This window comes from Bradyrhizobium sp. KB893862 SZCCT0404, from assembly GCF_018130885.1.
Classification (GTDB): Bacteria; Pseudomonadota; Alphaproteobacteria; order Rhizobiales; family Xanthobacteraceae; genus Bradyrhizobium; species Bradyrhizobium stylosanthis.
The window spans coordinates 1,105,654-1,125,378 of record NZ_JAFCLT010000001.1 but is presented as its reverse complement, the minus strand read 5'-3'; the positions used below and the strand labels follow the sequence as shown (position 1 = coordinate 1,125,378).

Here is a 19,725-nt window from a genome sequence, read left to right as displayed (position 1 = left end):
TCTTCAAGGCCGGCCTGCAACGCAGGCGCGGTACCTGCAAAAATCCCTTCGTCCTGGCCTAAACTTTTGGCAACGTTCCGACACCGTCACGTACCTAAAGGCGGGAATCGTCCGCCGGCCCGTGCTTCGCAGCTATGCGATTTTAGGATGGTTTTGGAGAGGCGGACGGGTTAGGCGATGACACAAGGCTTCAAATTCTCGGGAGGACAACAATGAACGAAGCACCCCGCATCCGGCCGGAACGGAACGTCGAACTCGGCGCCAGCAACGAGCCGTTCCAGAATCTGCACGAATTCGTCCGGAAGGCGCGTGCCAATCTCAACCAGAACGCCTGGGACTATATCGTCGGTGCCGCCGAGACCGAGACCACGATGCGCCGCAACCGCATGGCGCTGGACGAGATCGCCTTCCGCCCCCGCGTGCTGCGCGACGTCCGCAAGGTCGAGGGCTCGGTCGAGCAGTTCGGCCGCAAGATGCGCCTGCCGGTGGTGCTGGCCCCGGTCGGCGCGCTCGAGATCTTCGATCCGGACGGCGCGGCGAGCGTGGCACGCGCCTGCGGCACCTTCGGTGCGGCCCACATGCTGAGCTCGGTGTCCGAGCCCGGCCTCGAGAAGACCGCCGAGGCCGCCCCCGACGCGCTGCGCCTCTATCAGCTCTATGTGCGCGGCGACGACGCCTTCGTCGCCGATGTCGTCAGCCGCAGCGAGAAGAACGCCTATGCCGCCTTCTGCCTGACCGTCGACACCGCCCATTACAGCCGTCGCGAACGTGACATCGCCAAGCGCTACGTTCGTGAAAGCCGCCTGCGCGCCACCGGCGGCGACTACCAGAAGGGCCTGGAGTGGCGGACGGTGAAGATGATCAAGGACAAGTTCAAGATCCCGCTGATCCTCAAGGGCATCGCCACCGCCGAGGATGCGCAGATCGCGGTCGATCACGGCGTCGAGTGGATCTACGTCTCCAACCATGGCGGCCGCCAGCTCGACCACGGCCGCGGCGCCATGCATGTGCTGCCTGAAATCGTCGATGCCGTGAAAGGCCGCGCCAAGATCATGGTCGACGGTGGCATCTGCCGCGGCACCGACATCGTCAAGGCGATCGCTGCCGGCGCCGACCTCGTCGGCATCGGCCGGCTGCAATGCTGGGCGCTGGCGGCGGCGGGCGAAGCCGGCGTCCAGCGGATGCTGGAGCTGCTCGAGGACGAGGTGCTGCGCTGCCTCGGCCTTCTCGGCGCCACCTCGTTCGCCGAGGTCAACAAAGCCTGCCTGCATCCGGCCACCGCAACGAACGCGCCGAGCGTGTTCAGCGCGTTCCCGCTGTTCGACCACGACCCGTACCGGTACTGAAAGGACCCAGGTGACCTCGCTCTCTCCCGGCAGCGCCGATGCGCTTCTGTTCGATCTCGGGCGCGTCGTGCTTGATATCGATTTCTCCAAGGCGATCGCCTGCTGGGCGGGACATGCCGGCTGCAAGCCCGAAGCCATCGTCACGCGCTACGTGCGCGACAGCGAGGCCTACCGGCTGCACGAGGTCGGCAAGATCAGCGACGAGGACTATTTCGCTTCGCTGCGGGCCTCGCTGGGAATTGCCATCTCGGATGCGCAGTTCCTGGAAGGCTGGAACGCGATCTTCGCCGGCGAGATGCCTGATATCGCCGAGCTGTTGCCCCGCGCGGCCAGCCAGATACCGCTCTACGCCTTCTCCAACACCAATCGGCCGCACGTGGACCATTTCTCGAAGGAATATGCCGGCCTGCTCGGCCATTTCCGCGAGCTGTACCTGTCGTCCAGCATCGGCCTGCGCAAACCCGATGCGGCGGCTTTCGACCATGTCGTGGCGGCGATGGGGGTGCCGGCCAGCCGCATCGTGTTCTTCGACGACCTCGCTGAGAACATCGAGGGGGCACGGGCGCGGGGGCTGACCGCTGTGCACGTGACCTCGCCTCGCGACGTCGGCGATGCCCTGAAGAAACTGGGGATTTGAGCGGGATCTCGCGCCGCTGACCGCGGTTCCCGGACCCATTTTTGCCCAAACTGGGGAACCAAACCACTTTGTGCATTTTTGTACAAAGTTCCGGGAACGGAATCCCCTGTTCCGGACTCTAGAGTCCGTTGGGAATTCTACATCGGACGCAACTGACGTGTTGGGCAAAACCTACCTTACCAAGCAGGCCTCTCTGCTGATGAAGTTCGCCAGAACCACTTCGGATTCTGAGCTGTCCGCCAAGCTGATCAGCAAGGCCGCCGACCTGAAATCCCAGGCCGACCCGCTGCCCGACAAGGATCAGGGCCCCGCGGCCCCCGACGTCAATCCGAGCGGATCGGCAGGGAGTTGACCGATGCTGGCCGTGGCGCTCGTCATTCTCGTGCTTGCCATGGCCATCCTCGTACCGGTTTGCCTCGCCTTCCGGATCATGCCGCGAAGGACCTGACATCCATCTTCCATGACAATCCAGGCGGCGCAGGATGAATCATCCTGCGCCACGGTGTTTTGCCTCTGCGCTCCCACTCGGCTAGAACTCTCGCCGCCGATTTGCCGAACGTGCTCTGCAGGAGTTCTCACCCGTGGCCCTGATGCCGGTATCCGACGCGCTTGCCGCCGTGCTCGCCGGCGCGGAGCCCCAGCCTGAGGAAATGGTCGCCCTCGATCAGGCCTTCCACCGCGTGCTCGCTCGCGACGTCGCGGCACGGCGCACGCAGCCGCCGGAGGCGATGTCGGCGATGGATGGCTACGCGGTGCGGGCTTCAGACGCGGCGACAATCGATTCCCAGCTGACGGTCATCGGCGAGGTCGCCGCCGGGCGCCCGTTCGCAGGATCGGTCGGCACCGGCGAGGCCGTGCGGATATTCACCGGCGGCGTCGTGCCCGCCGGCGCGGATGCCGTGGTGATCCAGGAGGACACGGTCGCGGACGGCAAGCGCATCACGATCAAGGAAGCAGCGCTTCCCGGACGCCACATCCGGCGGGCCGGCGTCGACTTCGCCGAGGGCGATGTGCTGCTGCGCAAAGGAACCAGGCTCACCGACCGCGACCTGGCGCTTGCCGCCGCGATGAACCATCCGCAGCTCCCCATCCACCGGCGCCCGAAGGTCGCGATCCTCGCCACCGGCGACGAGCTGGTCATGCCGGGCTCAGCGCCCGGCCCCGGCCAGATCGTCTATTCCAACGGTTACGCCCTGCACGCGCTGGCGCGCCAGGAGGGCGCGGATACCATCGACCTCGGCGTCGCCGCCGACACGCTGGACGCCACCACATCAGGCATCCGCCGGGCCCGCGAGAGCGGCGCCGACATCCTGATCACGACCGGCGGCGCCTCGGTCGGCGACCACGACCTGGTGCAGCAGGCGCTCAAGGCCGAGGGCATCGCGATGTCGTTCTGGAAGATCGCGATGCGGCCCGGCAAGCCGATGATGCACGGCCGCATCGGCGCCATGCGCGTCATCGGCCTGCCCGGCAATCCCGTGTCGTCCTACGTCTGCGCTTTCCTGTTCATGGTGCCGTTGATTCGCGCGTTGTCGGGTCGTTCGGTGATTCACCATCGACGCGAACGCGCCGTGCTCGGCCGCGACGTCGGCGCAAACGATGTCCGCGAGGACTATCTGCGCGCGCGCCTGGAGCTGCGCGACGACGGCACGCCGATCGTGCTTCCGGTCAATCATCAGGATTCCTCGCTGCTTGCGAATCTCGCTGCGGCACAGGCACTTCTCGTGCGCGCGCCGTTCGCGCCCAAGGCCGAAGCCGGCACGCCTTGCGAGGTGCTGCTGCTGCCGGTCTGAGCGCCGTCAGCCCACGTGTTCCGCGAAGTTTGCCGCGTTCACGGTAAATTAAGCAGTTGCGGAACATGTATCGAACATATAGTGTCCGTTCATGATTTGTTTCGAGCATGTAGCGGCTTATAGCTGAATTCAGCGTCTCGGAATCGAACGACATCAACCGGGGGATTTTGGTCGAGATGTTAACGCGCAAACAATACGAGCTCCTGCGATTCATCAGCGAGCGATTGAAGGAAAGCGGCGTGCCGCCCTCCTTCGACGAGATGAAGGACGCGCTCGATCTGCGCTCGAAGTCGGGCATCCATCGCCTGATCACCGCGCTCGAGGAGCGCGGCTTCATTCGGCGCCTGCCCAACCGCGCGCGCGCCATCGAAGTGATCAAGCTGCCCGAGCTGCAGGCCGCCGCCGGCAACCGCCGCGGCTTCACGCCGAGCGTCATCGAAGGCAATCTCGGCAAGGTGCGCACGACATCCAGCCCGGCCGCCGACGAAGGTGAACGTCCCGTCGCCGTGCCGGTCATGGGCCGCATCGCGGCCGGCACGCCGATCGAGGCGTTGCAGACCCGCAGCCACACCATCAGCGTCCCGCCCGACATGCTCGGCTCGGGCGAACACTACGCGCTCGAAGTGCGCGGCGATTCCATGGTGGAAGCCGGCATCCTCGACGGCGACATGGCGCTGATCCAGCGCAACGAGAGCGCCGACACCGGCGACATCGTGGTGGCGCTGATCGATGATGAGGAAGCTACCCTGAAGCGCTTCCGCCGCCGCGGCGCCTCGATCGCGCTCGAGCCCGCCAACGCCGCCTACGAGGTCCGCATCCTCCCGCCGAACCGCGTGAAGATCCAGGGCAAGCTGATCGGCCTCTACCGGAAGTACTGAGCAGTATCCGGACAAGCGCACAGCGGTTGTCCGGAAAGGTCATGCTCAGCCAATAGCGAGAGCATCCGGGCGTCGCCGGTTGGCGACGCGCATCAACGATTGGAGCGGATCATTGTCCGCTCCGGCTGGATAGTCTTTCTGGTTCTGCACAGATTATCCGGCCACCTCTCCAGCGCTACATCCTCGGCACGCCGCGCGGAGCACGCATCGCTCCGCAAGGTCTTTCAGAAGTCGAGGAGACAACATGCGCAAGATCGTCCTGAGCATCGTCACGATGGCGCTGATCACGGCATCAGCCTCGCAAGCCGTTGCTGCACCGTCGCATCATGTCCGCAAGACGGCGCCGGCGACGGCGAGCGAGCAAGCCCGCAACGCCCGTGCCGCGCTTGCACAGCCATCGCAATCCGCCTGGCAATATTCCGGCTGGTCGGCGCCGGCAGGACGCTGACACACCCTGCCGGAATGCACGGGAGCGGACTTTGTTCCCAGTGGAGGCGGGAAAGATATTGTGATGGCGGCCTGCGGACCCAAGCCGCAGATTTGCCTACAACCAAGCAGACGCTTGCGGGCTTCCACTCTGATAGAGGCCTGCGCCTCGATGAGAGGCGCGGGTTGCTATCTTCGAATGAGGAGCACCCCGATGTGTGACTACAGCCTGCACGCCGTTGCGACGCGTCCCGCGGAAGTCGGCGAGACCATCGTCACGACAACATTCCGCGGCACCTCGACGCGCGGCTTCGCTTCCGAAGCCGACATGTCCGTCGCCGTATGCCTGCTGCCGGGAACGGAGCTCGCCTTCGCCGACAACGTCCGTTACGACAATCGCTGGATCTGGACCCGCACCATCAACTCCCGGGTCGGCAAGTTCGGCAAGATCGATCCGAACATTCCGGATCGCCATCACGATGCAATCGAATTCCCCGACGGCAAGTACGTGCTGGTGACGCAGCTCGTCGAGGGGCAGCGCGCAACCGTGCTGCAATTGCCGGTCACCCAGCCGCTTGGCGAACGTGAACAGAAGCCGCAGACCATTGCCGACAGGCCGACGATCACACGTCTGCCGATCGGCTGAATGGACTGCCCCGCCCGCAGGTCGGGGCCCGATTGAAATCGCCATCGCCGGCCGTGGCCGGCGACGTGGTGTTGCTTGTGTCGTCCGCAATGAGGCCCGCCGGGATCACCCGCCTCACCTCTCCGTCGCACGAAGTTTGCGCGCTCCTGCCTGAATTTTGAACGTCCGTTCCGCAGGCAAATGCCCGATGCTGTCAGAAGCTCGAGGCGGCGGACACGTTCGATGAAGACCTTCATTCGCGTCGTTGAACTCTGGGTGCCCGACCGGACGCGGATGCGGTTGGCACTCGGCGGCGGCCTCTATGGCGAAGGGCTGTCCGCGTTCAGGGCCGTGAGCGAGGAGCTGAGCTTCGGCTTCGACGAGGGTCTTCCCGGCAAGGCCTGGGCCTGCGGCCATCCGGTGATCCTCACCAAATTCGCCAATTCCTATTTCAGACGGACAGACCAGGCGCTCGCAGCCGACCTCACCTGCGGCGTCGCGGTGCCGGTGTTCGCAGGCGAATTCCTGCAAGCGGTCATGGTGCTGTTCTGCGGCGACGACGAGGCCCATGTCGGCGCGGTCGAGCTCTGGCACAACGACCCCGATACCTCCCACGAGATGGGGCTCGTCGACGGCTACTATGGCACCGCCGACATGTTCGAATTCAACTCCCGCCACACCCGGTTTCCGCGCGGCTTCGGCCTGCCCGGACGCACCTGGAAGGCCGGCCTGCCGCTGATCATCAAGGATCTGCACAACGCCAGGAGCTTTCTGCGCTGGGAAGACGCCGCCGAGGTCGGGATCAATCTCGGTGTCGGCGTCCCCTATCCGACCGGTCTCCAGACCTGGGTGCTGACCTTCCTCTCCGCGCAGGCCACCCCGATTGCGCGGCGCTTCGAGATCTGGGTGCCGAATGAGGCCCGCTCCGCGCTGGTCTTTTCTGCCGGCGACTGCAGCGCGCAGACCGACCTCGCCGCGCTCTATGCGACCAAATCCATTGCCAAAGGCGACGGCAGCATCGGGGGCGCCTGGGCCACCGGCATGCCCGCGCTCAACGACGATCTCGCGCATGACCATTCGGTCGCCGCCGCCGAGGCGCGCGCAAGCGGCCTCGGCCAGATGGTGGCCCTGCCGGTGATCGGAAGCACCGGGCTCGACGCCGTGCTGGCCTGGTACCTCTAGGCGATCCGTTCAATCGTCGGCCTGCAAGTCGGCCTCGGACGGTGTTGCATCTCGATTCCGGGGGGCAGGCGGCGCAAGGCTGGCGCCGAAATCTGCTTCGCCTGCGGCTGCCGGCGCCCAAGGGCGATCAGCGCCTCGCGCCTTCACCGCCTGGACCGCAAAGCCATCGCCCCGCCGCGTCAGCGCCAGCCCGCCCTGCGCGGCAAGACGCTGACGGTCCACCACCATCGCCGCGCAATCCGGCGGCGCCGGTCGCGCCGTCACCACCAGTGCGGCGCGGCTGCAATCGTCCGCCAGCGCGTCGATGCGTGTCGCCAGCGCGACGAGACGCCCGTCGGCGAGCGGCGTCACGCAGCCGGCTTCGTCGCACGACACGCCGTCCGCGAGCGAGGGGCTGCCGGCATCGCGCAGATCGGCGTCGGCCGCCAGCCACTCCTTCAGCAGGAAGTTGTCCTTCCCCGCCCGGATCATGTGGAGGTGCCCGTCCCTGCCCCGCACCGCGACGCTCTGGCCGTCTCCGGCGATCAGGATATCCGGCGACCGCGCCGTCAGGCCCCAGAGGATCGCCGCCAGCAGCACCAGCCCGCCCGACCAGCGCAAGGGCGTGCGCAGGAGCCCCATCACGACGATCCCGAGACTCGCGGCGATCAGCGGCGCGATGCCGAACGCCGGAATGCGTCCGATCGCGCCGGGCAGTGATGCCACCCAGCGCGAGACCATGACCATCCAGTCGATGCCGATCCCCATCAGCCACCAGAACACGCCGTCGAGCCCGAAGGGCGCGGCGAGCAGGCCCAACAGACCCGCCGGCATCACCAAGGCTGAGACCACCGGCATCGCGCCGAGATTGGCGAGCACGCCGTATGGCGTGACGCGGTGGAAGTGGAAGGCGGCATAGGGCGTGGTCGCGAGCCCCGCGATCAGCGAGGCCAGGAACAGCATCGCGATCTCGCGGCCGCCCCACATCGCGATGCGCGCGGTCGCGGAATGGTCGGGCGAAGCGAACAGGTTCGGCATGCCGATCTGCACCAGCGCCACCAGCCCCAGCGTCGCCGCGAACGACATCTGGAAACTGGGATGCACCAGTGCCTCCGGGGCGACCGCGAGCACGATCAGCGCGGCCACGGCCAACGTCCGGAAGGTGATGGCACGGCGGTCGACCATGACGGCGATCAGCACCACGGCCGTCATGAAGAACGACCTTTGCGTCGCAACCTCCGCCCCCGACAGCAGCAGGTAGAACGCGGCAGCGGCCAGCGCCGCGGCCGCCGACCATTTCTTGATGGGAAAGCCGACCGCCAGTCCCGGGATCAGGGCGAGCAGCGCGCGCACCGCGAAGAACACGACGCCGGCGACGACGGCCATGTGATAGCCGGAGATCGAGAGCACGTGGCCGAGCCCCGAGATGAACATCGCATCGTTGACGGGCGCGGTGATGGCATCGCGGCGGCCGGTGAGCAGCGCGGTCGCGATCGCGCGGTTGTCGCCTTCGAGCGTTGAACGGATGCGCGCATCGATCGCATCGCGCAGGCCCTGCATGAAGGCGGCGTAGCGCAGTCGCAAGCCGCCGGCATCCGGCGGCACCGACGCCGTGATCGCGCCCATCACGAAGCCGGAGGCGCCGATGCCCTGAAAGAACATGTCGCGCGAGAAATCGTAGCTGCCGGGACGCACCGGCGAGATCGGAGGCAGCAGCCGCGCCTTGAGCTGCACGAAGCTGCCGACCTCGGGCGCGGTGCCCTTGCGCACCGACAGGCGCACGCGCTCGAGCTTGACGTCGCTGCGCTGCGCCTCCATCGCGCTGACGCGCAGCACGAAACGGTCGGTGCGCTCGCGGATGTCGCGCGTCTCGACGAAGCCCGACAGCGACACCGAATAGAGCGGCTTTGCCAGAACGGTGTGCGCAATGCGCGCCGTCTTCCAGGTCGCCATCGCAAAGCCGGCCGCGACCGCCGCAATCACAAGCGCAGACGCGAACAGCCGGCTGCGTCGCAGCAGGACCGCGCCCAGCATGAGTGCGATCGCCGTTGCAACCACAACCCACAACACCGGCTCATGGTCGGCCGCAAAGTAAAGCGCAATGCCGCCGCCGAACGCGACGGGCACCCAGGGCAACAGCCGTCCGGCGCCGGCCTCGGCGCTGGCCCATGCGCGGAGCGTCTCGACGATCCCGGGCCAGAGGCCGGAGCCCGCCGGCGCAAAACCGCCGGCCGAGGCGGACCGGCCCGTCGGCCAAGTCCCCGCAATCCCTTGCGAGACACGCTGCGGCCGGCCCGGCTCCGCCATTCCCTTGGCAACCCCTGCGATACGCGACAGGCGCAGAGGCTACCGGAACGTGCAGGCTGGCGAATAGCGGTACGGATCAGGAACGAAGAGGAGGCGGCCTACTTTTCCTCTTCCATGGTCACGGCGACATCCGCCTTGGCCGACAGGCGGACCTTGTTGCCCTCGACCCCGGCGACGAGGCCCTTGTCGATGAAATGATGATGGCCCTTGTGGCTGCCCTCGCCGCTGTCCTTCTTGGTCAGCTTGATGCGGTTGCCCTCGACCTTGTCGACGGTGCCGACATGGACGCCGTCGGCGCCGATGACTTCCATATGCTCTGCGATGTTCTGCATGGCGGGATCCTTGTTGGAATCCGCCTCAACGCGCGCGACGTGTCTTCGTTGCTATCGCGAGATGACGATGCCGTGTGCGGCTGTTCCGTCAGATCAGCGGCGCCTTCGCCGAGGCGTGGTGATTGACGATCTTCCAGTCGCCGTCCTCGCGGATGATGACCCAGCTCATCTTCACGACGAGATCGGGGCGCTCGCCGGCGAGGTCGAACGAAATGGTCGCGCCCATGTTGATCAGGTCGGGGCCGGCCTGCGCTGCGTTCACGTCTGAGAAGGTTGCACTCGGCTTGCGCCAGCGCGGCAGGCCGTTGAAGTAATCGGCAACGCCGTCCCGGCCCCGGTAAAGCTTCGGGTTGGAGCCGAAGAAGAACGCGTTCTTCGCATAAAGCTGCGACAGCGCGGCGGCGTCGAGCGTCGCGAAGCCGGCGCACCATTTCGCGATGATGGCGGAAACGATGGCGTCGGCTTCACTGCTCATAGGCCCTGCCCCTTGTCAGCCCTTGTCAGCCCTTGGCGACTTCCTTCGCGAACGTGTCGCGCAGGCCGATGGTGCGCGAGAACACCGGCTTGCCCGGCGTCGAGTCCTTGTCGCGCACGAAATAGCCCTGGCGCTCGAACTGCATCGGCTCGGTCGCATTGCTCTCGGCCACCGATGCCTCGATGCGCGCGTCCGACAGAATCTCCAGCGAGTTCGGATTGAGATCGGCCGCGAAGTTGGCGGCGTCCGGGCTCGGATTGGCGAACAGCTGGTTGTAGATGCGGATCTCCGCGGGCTTCGACGTCGCCGCCGGCAGCCAGTGCATGGTCGCCTTGACCTTGCGGCCGTCAGGCGCGTTGCCGCCCTTGGTCGCGGGATCGTAGGTGCAGCGCAGCTCCACCACCTCGCCCTTGTCGTTCTTGATCACGCCGGTGCACTTGACGAAATAGGCGTAGCGCAGCCGCACCTCGTTGCCGGGCGACAGGCGGAAGAACTTCTTGGGCGGGTTCTCCATGAAGTCGTCCTGCTCGATATAGAGCTCGCGGCCGAAGGTGATCTTGCGGGTACCGGCGCTGGGATCGTCCGGGTGGTTGATCGCCTCCAGCTCCTCGGTCTGCCCTTCCGGATAGTTCTCGATCACGACCTTGAGCGGCCGCAGCACGCCCATGCGGCGCTGCGACGTGCGGTTCAGCTCCTCGCGGATGCAGAATTCGAGCATGCCGACGTCGACCACGCTGTTGGCCTTGGCGACGCCGATGCGCTTGACGAATTCACGGAGCGCCGCCGGCGGCACGCCGCGGCGGCGCATCCCCGCCACGGTCGGCATGCGTGGATCGTCCCAGCCCGCGACATGGCCGTCGCGGACGAGCTGGGTCAGCACGCGCTTGGACAAGAGCGTGTAGGTCAGGTTGAGCCGCGCCATCTCGTACTGATGCGGCTGCGACGGCACCGGCAGCTTCTCGATGAACCAGTCGTAGAGCGGCCGGTGGTCCTCGAACTCCAGCGTGCAGATCGAATGCGTGATGCCTTCGATCGCGTCCGACTGGCCGTGCGCATAGTCGTAGCTCGGGTAGATGCTCCACTTGGTCCCCGTGCGCGGATGGTGCGCATGCAGGATGCGATAGAGCACGGGATCGCGCAGGTTGATGTTGCCCGAGGACATGTCGATCTTGGCGCGCAGCACGCGCGCGCCGTTCGGGAATTCGCCTGATTTCATGCGGCGGAACAGGTCGAGGTTCTCGTCCACCGAGCGGTCGCGGAACGGCGAGTTCTTGCCGGGCTCGGTCAGCGTGCCGCGCGAAGTGCGGATCTCCTCCTGGGACTGGTCGTCGACATAGGCGAGCCCGTCGCGGATCAGTTTCTCCGCCCATTCGTACAGGCGGTCGAAGTAATCGGAGGCGAAGAACAGGTTCTTGCCCCAGTCGAAGCCGAGCCAGCGCACGTCGGCCTGGATGGAATCGATGTATTCCTGCTCTTCCTTGACCGGGTTGGTGTCGTCGAAGCGCAGATGGCAGCGGCCCGGAAACTCCTGGGCGATGCCGAAATTGAGGGCGATCGACTTGGCGTGCCCGATATGCAGGTAGCCGTTCGGCTCCGGCGGGAACCGGGTCACGATCTCCTTGTACTTGCCCTGATCGAGGTCGGCCTGGATGATGTCACGAATGAAATCGCGCCCAACCTCAGGTGCCACCGGTTCTGTCATTACGAAAATCCTGTAGGGAAATCAGCGGTTCTTCTGCCAAATTCGCGTGCCCACGCCAAGGCCTTAAGCGAGCTCACAAGCCGTCCGCCGTCGGGCTTTAGTTATGCTCCGGTCCTGCTATACACCACCGCCTCCAATGCATAGGCCCTGCCAAGAATGACCGATTCCGTCGTCACCCGCTTTGCCCCCTCGCCGACCGGCTTCCTCCATATCGGGGGCGCCCGCACGGCGTTGTTCAATTGGCTTTATGCCAAGAAGCATGGCGGCAAGATGCTGCTCCGGATCGAGGACACCGACCGGGAGCGCTCCACAGAGGCCGCGATCGGCGCCATCCTGGACGGGCTGAAATGGCTGGAGCTGGGCTGGGACGGCGAGGTCATCTACCAGTTCAGCCGCGCCGCCCGCCACCGCGAGGTCGCCGAGCAGCTGCTCGCCGACGGCAAGGCCTATCGCTGCTACGCCACCGCCGAGGAGCTCACCGCGATGCGCGAGAAGGCGCGCGCGGAAGGCCGCACCCGCCTCTATGACGGCATGTGGCGCGACCGCGACCCGGCGACGGCACCTTCCGACGTCAAGCCGACCATCCGCCTGCGGGCGCCGCAGACCGGCGAGACCGTGATCGAGGACCAGGTCCAGGGCCGCGTGGTCTGGCAGAACGAGAACCTCGACGACCTCGTGCTTTTGCGCGGCGATGGCAACCCGACCTACATGCTCGCGGTGGTCGTGGACGACCACGACATGGGCGTCACCCACGTGATCCGCGGCGACGACCATCTCATCAACGCCGCCCGCCAGAAGCAGATCTACGATGCGATGGGCTGGGCGCTGCCGAGCATGTCGCACATCCCCCTCATCCACGGCCCGGACGGCTCGAAACTGTCCAAACGGCATGGCGCGCTCGGCGTCGATGCCTACCGCGCCATGGGTTACCTGCCGGCCGCGCTCCGCAACTATCTCGTCCGCCTCGGCTGGAGCCACGGCGACCAGGAGATCTTCTCGACCGAGGAGATGATCGCGGCGTTCGACCTCGCCAGCGTCGGCCGCGCCGCCGCCCGCTTCGATTTCGCCAAGCTGGAAAACCTCAACGGTCACTACATCCGCCACGCCGACGATCAATCACTCGTGAAGATGTTCGAGGACGTGCTCGAGCACGTCGTGCCGAGCCGCGACGACGTTAAAGCGAAGTTAAACGACACCACGCGGGCGCAGCTGCTGAAGGCCATGCCGGCCCTGAAGGAGCGCGCCAAGACGCTGATCGAGCTGATCGACGGCGCCTATTTCATCTTCGCCGACCGGCCGTTGCAGCTCGATCCCAAGGCGACCGCCCTGCTGACGGGCGAGAACCGCAAGCTGATCGGTCAGCTTCATTCCGCGCTGGAGAAAGTCGAGACCTGGAGTGCCGCTACGGCTGAGGCTGCGCTGCGTACTTTTGCCGAGGAAAATAGTCTCAAGCTCGGCGCGGTTGCCCAGCCCTTGCGGGCGGCGCTGACCGGACGGACCACGTCACCTGGTATATTTGAGGTTTTAGACGTGCTGGGACGCCAGGAAAGCTTGGGACGGCTTAAGGATCAGTCTACGACGTAAGTAGGCCATGAGCAGACCATGGCTGCCATGATCTTGCAGCGCACACAGCAATAATATACCCATCTCCCCGTACATTCTGGAACATCCGGTCTGCCCCATAATCTCCCAAGGGGCCTCCGGCTCCGGCCCGTTTCACCACACATCGGGGACCTCTGATGGACGCAAAACCAGCCAACAAGACCGCCACGCTGACGGTCGGAAACAAGAACTACGATCTCCCGATTCACAGCGGCAGCGTCGGGCCGGATGTCATCGATATTGGCAAGCTCTACGGCCAGTCGGGCCTGTTCACCTACGACCCGGGCTTCACCTCCACCGCGAGCTGCCAGTCCAAGATCACCTATATCGACGGTGACGCGGGCGTGCTGGAGTACCGCGGCTATCCGATCGAGCAGCTCGCCGAGAACGGCGACTTCCTGGAGACCTGCTATCTCCTGCTCTACGGGAACCTGCCGACCGCCGCGCAGAAGAAGGATTTCGACGACCGCGTGATCCATCACACGATGGTGCACGAGCAGATGGCCCGCTTCTTCCAGGGCTTCCGCCGCGACGCCCATCCGATGGCCGTCATGGTGGCTTCGGTCGGCGCGCTCGCCGCGTTCTATCACGACTCGACCGACATCAACGATCCGAAGCAGCGCATGATCGCTTCCATGCGCATGATCGCGAAGATCCCGACCCTGGCCGCGATGGCCTACAAGTACACGGTCGGCCAGCCCTTCGTGTATCCGAAGAACTCGCTGTCCTTCGCCGAGAACTTCCTCAACATGTGCTTCGCCGTGCCGTGCGAGGAATACAAGATCAACCCGGTGCTCGCCGACGCGCTGGACAAGATCTTCATCCTGCATGCCGACCACGAGCAGAACGCCTCGACCTCGACGGTGCGTATCGCCGGCTCCTCCGGCGCCAACCCGTTCGCCTGCATCGCCGCCGGCATCGCCTGCCTCTGGGGCCCGGCGCATGGTGGCGCCAACGAAGCCGCGCTCGCGATGCTCGCCGAGATCGGCACCGTGGACAAGATCCCCGAGTTCATCGCCAAGGTGAAGGACAAGAACTCCGAAGTCCGCCTGATGGGCTTCGGTCATCGCGTCTACAAGAACTACGATCCGCGCGCCAAGATCATGCAGAAGATGTGTCACGCCGTGCTCAAGGAGACCGGCCATGGCGACGATCCGATGCTGAAGGTGGCGCTCGAGCTCGAGAAGATCGCGCTCAGCGACCAGTACTTCATCGACCGCAAGCTGTACCCGAACGTCGACTTCTATTCGGGCATCACGCTGAAGGCGATGGGCTTCCCGGTCTCGATGTTCACCGTGCTGTTCGCGGTCGCCCGCACCGTCGGCTGGATCAGCCAGTGGAGCGAGATGATCGAGGATCCGCAGCAGAAGATCGGCCGTCCGCGCCAGCTCTACACCGGCGTCACCCGCCGCGACTACGTCGCGATGAAGGACCGCAAGTAAGATCGGACTTGAGGGTCTGACGAAACGGCGCCATCGCAAGATGGCGCCGTTTTTGTTTGCGCGATGACCTTGTAGGATGGGTAGAGCGAAGCGAAACCCATCAACTTCCGTTACCCAGGCCGACCTTGATGGGTTTCGCTTCGCTCTACCCATCCTACGGATCTGGAGAACCTCATGCTCACCGGAAGCTGCCTGTGCGGACACGTCGCCTACGAAGTCGATGCCTCCCCGAGCATGATCGTGCACTGCCATTGCCAGACCTGCCGCAAGACGCACGGCTCGGCCTTCTCCACCGTCACCAACGTTCCGCGCGATCGGTTTCGCTGGACCAAGGGCGAAGAGCTTTTGCGCGGTTTCGAATCCTCGCCCGGCAAGACGCGCTACTTCTGCTCGCAATGCGGATCGCACATCGCTGCGGCGCGCGATGGCAAGGACACCGTGCTGCTGCGGATGGGCTGTCTTGATACGCCGATCGCGGAACGTCCCGAGGTGCACATCTGGCGATCGGATGCGGCCGACTGGTACGACCCGAAGGTCGAACTGGCGGAATGGGCGGAAGGCCGGCCGCCAAAATCCTGATCCGATCGCATCCCGCTCGTGCTGCCGCGCACAACAACAAGTCGGGGCATCGCGCCTGCGATCGCTTGACAGCCGAAATGCTCCGCGCGCATTCTTACAGTAAGTAAGAATGACGACAGGGATGGAAATGCCGGAGCAGCCGAGAAGTCGGCGGCAAACGCGCGCCGCCATTTTGACTCATCTGCTTCAGTCGGGCGGCTCGTTTCGCCCGCCGCTGGCCAAGGCCGTTCGCCTATCGGAAGCGAGCCTGTCGCGCATCCTGTTCGACCTCAAGGCCGAAGGCCTGATCGAGGAAGTCCGGCGCCCTGCCCCTTACGTCGGCGGCCCGACGGGCCTCGTGTCACTTGACGGTTCGGTGGCCCTCGCGGCCCTCGAGCTGAACAGTCAGTGGCTGACCCTGGGCGTCGGCAGCCTGTCCGGCGAAATGCATTACTCCGAGCGTTTGCCGCTGCCGAAGAAGCCGGCCATGGAGACTGTCGGCCGCCTGTTCCGCGAAGCGCTGGGCCTGCTGCGCGACTGGACGCGCCGGCGCCGCATCACGCTTGCGCAGATCGGCATCACCATTCCCGGCCTCGGCCGGTTGAGCGAATTCGGCAACCCGATCATCCCCTGCGACGTCGAACAGATCGGCGACATGGTCGCCGAGCTGTTTGCGGACATCCCCGTCGCCTTCACCAATTCGGTGGTCGCGCATGCCACCTTTCATCGCTGCCGGACGGAGGACTACCCGTTCAGCGATGCGCACCTTTTCGTCTTTGTCGGCCAGGGCGTCGCGGGCACGTGGATGGGCGATCCGATCGAGGAGGATGCGCTGCAGCCGGTCGAGCTCGGCCACATGGTGTTCGGAACCGGCGGGCCACGTTGCCGCTGCGGCCATCACGGCTGCGTCGAAGCCTATACATCGCTGCCGGCACTGGCCGAGCTGCTGCGGGTCAGCGAAGCGGAGCTGCTTCAGCTCGGGAGCGAATGGGTGACAACGATCCCGCTGACCTCGCGGATGCGCCAGGAATTGCACCAGCGGCTGTTCAGGCTCGGTCTCGCCATCGGCAACACGCTGAACGTCAAGCCGTGTCGCGGCGTTGTCGTCAGCGGCTGGCCATCGCTGCTCTCCGAAGCGGATCGGAAAGCGGTGATCGATGGGATCGACGCCTGCCTGCTGGGCGGCCGGACCCTGGCGCAGGTGTCCCTCGCCTTCGTGCCGCCCTCGACCGGCAACGATCCGCAGGCCGCACTCGCCTTCGCCGCCTTTTGTCTTGCCAGCCGCGGCGGCATGCCCGCGGCATCCACGGAGGCCGCCTGACATGCCCTGAGCCCGCGGCTCCAACGCGCCAAGAGAAGTTCACACCGGGAGGAACTGCCATGCCGATCACAACAACAAGGCGTCGTCTGCTTGCTGGATCTGCCGCCGCGCTTGCGCTGCCGGCCTTTGCCCGCGCCCAAGGCGCGGTCAAGCCGCGCTTGACCGCGATCTCGCAATGGTCCGCGGGCAGCGACGGAGCGGCCATCACGGCGCTCGGCAAGAAATTCGAGGAGAAAGGCGGGGTCTGGCAGCACTCGCCCGTCCCCGGCTTCACCACCGAGATGATGAACAAGCTGCGCGCCCAGATCATCGCCGGCGATCCGCCGGCCTGCTCGCAGCTCAAGGGCCCCGAGATCGCGGCCTGGTCGAAGATCGCGCCGACCGTCGATCTCGACGCCCTCGTCGCGGCCGCCGGCTATGAGAAGGTCGTCGCGCCGGACCTTGCCAAGCTGCACAGGCCGGCGGGCAAGTGGATCGCGCTGCCCTTGCAGATCTACAGCACCAACATGCTGTTTCTCTCCAAGCGCGCCATGGACAAGGCCAAGGCCGACAAGGTCCCCGTCACCTGGGCCGAGTTCAACGACCTCGCCGAGAAGATGAAATCGGGCGGCGTGGCCTATCCCATCGCCAACGGCGGCACCCGCCCCGATGACGGGCAGAAGTTCGAGGCCGCCTTGGCCGGCATCAGTCCCGCCGTCTATCGCACGGCCATCATGAATCTCGACGAGAAGGCGCTGAAGGCCCCCGAGATCAAGGCTGCCTTCGCGCAGGTCCGCAAGATCGCCGACTGGATGGACCCCAATGTCGGCGCCCAGCATTTCTCGACCAATTTGAAGCGCTTCGTCGACGGCGACATGGGCATGATGATCATGGGCGGTTGGGCCCAGGGCGTGCTGCGCAACGCCGGCTTCAAGTTCGAGGACTTCATGATCGCTCCCGGCCCGAGCGACAATGGCAAGCCGGTCTTCCTGCTGAACGCCGATGCCTTCATCTTCTGGCAGCGCAAGGAGGCCGACCTGCAAGCCGGCCAGACGCTGATGGCCCAGCTCGTGATGGATCCGGCGATCCAGACCATGTACTCGCAGATCACGGGATCGATCCCCGTGCGCACCGACGTCGATCTCTCGGGCGAAGGCTGGTCGGACGGTCAACGGCGGACCGCAGCAGCCCTGAAAGACGCGATCGCCAGCAATCAGGCCGTCCTCAGCCTTGCCCACAACATGGCGCAGGAAAACGGCATGACGGCAGCCATGATCGACGTGATCACGGAGTATGTGAAGAACAAGACCATCAAGCCGGAGCAGGCGGCGACACGCCTCGCCGAGGCCGTCGAGAGCGCACGTTGACGATCGCCGTCTCGACGAGAGCGGGCCGGCCGGCGGGGTCTGAGATGATCCGCCGGCTGCCCGAAATTCTGACGATCTGGGTGCCGCTGCTGTTGTCCGCCGCGCACCTCATTGCATTCACGCTGTGGACGATCTGGATCTCGTTCACGCCGTCCACGCTGGTCCCCGTGACGGGCTGGGTGGGCTTGCGCAACTATTCCGCAGTTGCGGCATCGCGGAACTGGCAGATCGCCTTCGACAATCTGCTGCTGTTCGGCAGCGCCTTCGTGCTGCTCAGTCTGGCGACCGGCCTGATCCTGGCGATCCTGCTCGATCAGCGCATTCGCGGCGAGAATGTGCTGCGCTCCATCTTCCTCTATCCCCTGGCGGTGTCGTTCGTCGTCACCGGCACGGTGTGGAGCTGGCTGCTCAATCCCGGCCTCGGGATCCAGAAGCTGGTTCACGACCTCGGCTGGACCTCGTTCCGGTTCGACTGGCTGATCGACCGCGACATGGCGATCTGGACCATCGTTATCGCCGCGATCTGGCAATCCTCGGGCTTTGCCATGGCGCTCTTCCTCGCGGGCCTGCGCTCCGTCGATGCCGATTTGATCAAGGCCGCGCAGATCGACGGCGCAGGTCCGGTCCGGATGTACCGGCGCGTCATCCTGCCGACGCTGTGGCCGATCACCATCACCGTCATCGTCATCCAGCTGCAGTTTGCGATCTCGACCTTCGATCTCGTCCGCGCGCTCACCAATGGCGGCCCTGGTATAGCGACGCAACTGCCGGCGCTCGTGGTCTATGACCTGATGTTCCAGCGCAGCCTGCTCGGACGGGGCGCCGCGGCAGCCGTCCTGATGTTGCTCATTCTTCTTGCGGTGCTGCTGCCCTATGCGGCGTGGCGTTATCTCCAGCGGCGGCGGGCGATCCATGCGTGACCGCAGCTTCGCATCCAGCCGGATCCTGATCTATCTCGTCGTGTCGCTGGTCGCGGCCGCATGGCTCGCGCCATTGGCCGTCGTCGTGCTGAATTCGCTCCGCACCAACGAGGAGATCGCGCAGGGCTCGATGATCGGCTGGCCGCAGCATCTGGCCTGGAGCAATTATGCCGCCGCCTGGAGCGGCTTCTGCGTCGCCGAGACCTGCGCCGGCATCCGGCCGTACATGCTGAACTCGGCGCTCGTGACCATTCCCGCAACGATCTTCTCCACCCTGCTCGGCGCGGTCGCAGGTTACGCGATATCGCTCTGGCGCTTTCGCGGCGACAGCTGGATCTACGGCATCGTCACGCTCGGCATCTTCCTGCCGCAGCAGATGCGTTTGCTGCCCTGGACCATCGTGCTGCGCGATACCGGCCTCATGAACACGCTGACGGGCCTGGTCCTGATCCACACGATCCAGGGCCTCTCCTTCACCGTCCTGTTCTGCCGCAACTACTACGTGGCCATCCCGCAGGAATTGATCAGGGCCGCACGCATCGACGGCGCCGGGTTCTTTCGCATCTTCTGGCGCATCATCCTGCCGCTCTCGCCGCCGATCCTGGTCGTCACCGTGATCTGGCAGTTCACCCATATCTGGAACGAGTTTCTCTATGGCGTGACGTTCACGACCGGTCAGCAGCAGCCGGTCACCGCCGCGCTGATCGCGCTCTCCGCCGCGGTCGCCGATATCCCGCAGCATGGCGTGCAGAGCGCCGCGGTGATGATCGCCGCCCTGCCGACGCTGCTGATCTACCTGATCGGCGGCAAGTACTTCGTACGCGGCCTGACCGCGGGGGCCGTGAAATGATGGA

The 19,725-nt window shown here is 65.5% G+C and carries 19 protein-coding genes; 15 read left to right on the top strand and 4 right to left on the bottom strand.

The window, feature by feature from the left end; genetic code table 11:
* Positions 1-212: 212 nt before the first annotated feature.
* From JQ617_RS05650 to JQ617_RS05615, 8 genes are all read left to right on the top strand, one after another.
* Complete coding sequence (locus JQ617_RS05650) at positions 213-1,346, top strand: alpha-hydroxy acid oxidase (RefSeq protein ID WP_212025026.1); 1,134 nt, start codon at positions 213-215, stop codon at positions 1,344-1,346.
* Positions 1,347-1,356: 10 nt separating this feature from the next.
* Positions 1,357-1,983 (top strand): HAD family hydrolase, encoded by a 627-nt coding sequence (locus JQ617_RS05645; protein ID WP_212025024.1) that lies wholly within the window; start codon positions 1,357-1,359, stop codon positions 1,981-1,983.
* A 157-nt stretch (positions 1,984-2,140) separates the two neighbouring features.
* Positions 2,141-2,335, top strand: coding sequence for a hypothetical protein (locus JQ617_RS05640; RefSeq protein WP_212025022.1), 195 nt, complete (start codon positions 2,141-2,143; stop codon positions 2,333-2,335).
* Positions 2,336-2,564: 229 nt separating this feature from the next.
* Positions 2,565-3,776, top strand: a complete 1,212-nt coding sequence (locus JQ617_RS05635) for a molybdopterin molybdotransferase MoeA (RefSeq protein ID WP_212025020.1) — start codon at positions 2,565-2,567, stop codon at positions 3,774-3,776.
* A gap of 176 nt (positions 3,777-3,952) precedes the next feature.
* Entirely contained in the window at positions 3,953-4,654 is a 702-nt protein-coding gene (gene lexA, locus JQ617_RS05630) for a transcriptional repressor LexA (RefSeq protein WP_063684809.1), read from the top strand.
* A gap of 244 nt (positions 4,655-4,898) precedes the next feature.
* Positions 4,899-5,102, top strand: coding sequence for a hypothetical protein (locus JQ617_RS05625; protein WP_212025018.1), 204 nt, complete (start codon positions 4,899-4,901; stop codon positions 5,100-5,102).
* A 192-nt stretch (positions 5,103-5,294) separates the two neighbouring features.
* Positions 5,295-5,726, top strand: a complete 432-nt coding sequence (locus JQ617_RS05620; protein WP_063683247.1) for a hypothetical protein — start codon at positions 5,295-5,297, stop codon at positions 5,724-5,726.
* Positions 5,727-5,948: 222 nt separating this feature from the next.
* The gene (locus JQ617_RS05615; RefSeq protein WP_212025016.1) at positions 5,949-6,887 is read left to right on the top strand and encodes a GAF domain-containing protein; all 939 of its coding nucleotides are present in this window, start codon (positions 5,949-5,951) and stop codon (positions 6,885-6,887) included.
* 9 nt (positions 6,888-6,896) lie between these two features.
* Here JQ617_RS05615 and JQ617_RS05610 read toward each other — a convergent pair whose 3' ends face one another.
* The 4 genes from JQ617_RS05610 to JQ617_RS05595 form a co-directional block, all read right to left on the bottom strand.
* Positions 6,897-9,173 carry a ComEC/Rec2 family competence protein gene (locus tag JQ617_RS05610; protein WP_212025014.1) on the bottom strand — a complete coding sequence of 759 codons (2,277 nt, stop codon included), beginning with the start codon at positions 9,171-9,173 and terminating at the stop codon, positions 6,897-6,899.
* A gap of 98 nt (positions 9,174-9,271) precedes the next feature.
* Positions 9,272-9,505: a DUF2171 domain-containing protein gene (locus tag JQ617_RS05605; protein WP_015685840.1), complete on the bottom strand. Its 234-nt coding sequence runs from the start codon at positions 9,503-9,505 to the stop codon at positions 9,272-9,274.
* A gap of 88 nt (positions 9,506-9,593) precedes the next feature.
* Positions 9,594-9,980, bottom strand: coding sequence for a nuclear transport factor 2 family protein (locus JQ617_RS05600; RefSeq protein ID WP_212025012.1), 387 nt, complete (start codon positions 9,978-9,980; stop codon positions 9,594-9,596).
* Between the two features lie 25 nt (positions 9,981-10,005).
* Positions 10,006-11,682 (bottom strand): glutamine--tRNA ligase/YqeY domain fusion protein, encoded by a 1,677-nt coding sequence (locus JQ617_RS05595; protein ID WP_212025010.1) that lies wholly within the window; start codon positions 11,680-11,682, stop codon positions 10,006-10,008.
* 156 nt (positions 11,683-11,838) lie between these two features.
* Here JQ617_RS05595 and gltX point away from each other — a divergent pair, with 156 nt between their 5' ends.
* From gltX to JQ617_RS05560, 7 genes are all read left to right on the top strand, one after another.
* Positions 11,839-13,266 (top strand): glutamate--tRNA ligase, encoded by a 1,428-nt coding sequence (gene gltX, locus JQ617_RS05590; protein ID WP_212025008.1) that lies wholly within the window; start codon positions 11,839-11,841, stop codon positions 13,264-13,266.
* Positions 13,267-13,421: 155 nt separating this feature from the next.
* Entirely contained in the window at positions 13,422-14,726 is a 1,305-nt protein-coding gene (gltA, locus tag JQ617_RS05585) for a citrate synthase (RefSeq protein ID WP_063683241.1), read from the top strand.
* Positions 14,727-14,900: 174 nt separating this feature from the next.
* Positions 14,901-15,305, top strand: a complete 405-nt coding sequence (locus JQ617_RS05580; protein ID WP_212025006.1) for a GFA family protein — start codon at positions 14,901-14,903, stop codon at positions 15,303-15,305.
* Between the two features lie 121 nt (positions 15,306-15,426).
* The gene (locus JQ617_RS05575; RefSeq protein ID WP_212025973.1) at positions 15,427-16,605 is read left to right on the top strand and encodes an ROK family transcriptional regulator; all 1,179 of its coding nucleotides are present in this window, start codon (positions 15,427-15,429) and stop codon (positions 16,603-16,605) included.
* 59 nt (positions 16,606-16,664) lie between these two features.
* The gene (locus JQ617_RS05570) at positions 16,665-17,951 is read left to right on the top strand and encodes an ABC transporter substrate-binding protein (RefSeq protein ID WP_063683239.1); all 1,287 of its coding nucleotides are present in this window, start codon (positions 16,665-16,667) and stop codon (positions 17,949-17,951) included.
* Positions 17,948-18,871, top strand: coding sequence for a carbohydrate ABC transporter permease (locus JQ617_RS05565; RefSeq protein ID WP_212025004.1), 924 nt, complete (start codon positions 17,948-17,950; stop codon positions 18,869-18,871). Before JQ617_RS05570 ends, JQ617_RS05565 begins: the two co-directional genes overlap by 4 nt.
* Positions 18,864-19,721: a carbohydrate ABC transporter permease gene (locus JQ617_RS05560; protein ID WP_212025002.1), complete on the top strand. Its 858-nt coding sequence runs from the start codon at positions 18,864-18,866 to the stop codon at positions 19,719-19,721. Before JQ617_RS05565 ends, JQ617_RS05560 begins: the two co-directional genes overlap by 8 nt.
* The last annotated feature ends 4 nt before the right edge of the window (positions 19,722-19,725 follow it).